This window comes from Rhizobium sp. SVR5-2C, assembly GCF_056755115.1.
In genome coordinates this window covers 1-1,231 of the sequence record NZ_JBNDHT010000290.1, presented here as the reverse complement: position 1 = coordinate 1,231, position 1,231 = coordinate 1, and the positions used below count along the sequence as shown (strand labels likewise).

The window sequence follows — 1,231 nt, the reverse complement described above, 5'->3', positions numbered from 1 at the left end:
TCATGCTTGGTGTTCGGCGGTCCGGAGTAACGAGCGCGCTGCACATCCTTGAAGGGGAGTTGCTCGTTAAGCCGCAATGGGCATCTGCGTCATTAGAGACCACACTGTCTCATGGCGGCCGCCGGCGGCCTATACGGAGCTCCTGAGTTGGAATACGCGCGGCTGATCGGCAAGGCGATCGCGTTGCCGTAGGTGACTGAGGCCGCTCCGCTTGTATTACTTGGACGGTTGCCTAGCGTCCCGGCTGCCCAGCCGAGCCTGACGTAATTTCGTGGTCTTGGCCTCGCGTTGAAGGCGCTCCCGCTCGATGATGGCCTTGGCAACTTCATCCGTCTTTTCGAGTCGAGCTCGTTGCGCGTTCGCAGATATGTGCACCAACCATTCCACCTCAGCCGCCAGTTTCCTAGTGCAGAGGGCCGGTCTCGCCAGTCCTTTCTGGAGCTATGATTGCCCGCCGGTTCAAGTCTATCTCTGATAGTTTTATGGTCACGCTCTGCAGCGCGCTAGTCAGCGCTTGGCAGTCATGTCCGCTTCATCTCGCGGCAGGAATTGCCGTGTGACTTCATCCAGATGATCGGAAAGCCACTCCGCCATGGCGGTTTCCTCCGCTAGAATGCCTTCGCAAGCCGCTTTCGTTTCGGCATCGCCAACGACATCGGCCGCCGCAATCAGGATGCGATAGCTTGCGATTTCTATATGCTCGAACGTGTAGCTGGCGAGCGAGCCTTTGACCACCTCGTCACTGGCGAACACGCCGCTCATTCCGTGTGCCGTCGCCGTCAATTTGCCGGCTGCGTCCTTCAGCGATGAAGACCCGCCACCAACACGGTCTAAGCACGCCAGCAGGACCTCTTCCTGGCGTTTCGTCTCTTCGATGTGCTGGCCAATTCTTGCTTTCAGTGCCGGATAGTGTTCCAGGCGCTTGAGCTGCGAGTTGAGCATGGTTATCGCCTGCTCCTCCATTGCATAGGCGTCGCGAAGCCAAGCAATCAAGTTTTCACGGGGTTCCGTGGGGCTTTCAGACCGGCGGGCCTGCCAGATTGTATCCGCTGACCGCAAGACGATCCGCTATCGGTCCAGTCGACCGCCGGAGATCGAATTGCGGACGAAGTTGCGCGACCTTGCAAACGAGCGACGGCGTTTCGGCTATGCGCCAACTGCGGCGTACTGTGCGAGGCTGATGCTTCATCTGTCTAGCCGCTCAATCTGAAGCGAGCGCGTCCGTCTCGGG

The 1,231-nt window shown here is 59.1% G+C and carries 1 protein-coding gene and 1 pseudogene; one reads left to right on the top strand and one right to left on the bottom strand.

Translation table 11 applies throughout. The features are described 5' to 3' along the window. Positions 1-507: 507 nt before the first annotated feature. Positions 508-1,041, bottom strand: a complete 534-nt coding sequence (locus ACPYOI_RS35695) for a ferritin-like domain-containing protein (RefSeq protein ID WP_481424127.1) — start codon at positions 1,039-1,041, stop codon at positions 508-510. Between ACPYOI_RS35695 and ACPYOI_RS35690 the strand changes: the two are divergent. Then, a pseudogene (locus tag ACPYOI_RS35690) lies at positions 1,010-1,150 on the top strand (IS3 family transposase); the annotation flags it as partial. The gene ACPYOI_RS35695 and the pseudogene ACPYOI_RS35690 sit on opposite strands and share 32 nt — an antisense overlap. Positions 1,151-1,231: the final 81 nt, after the last annotated feature.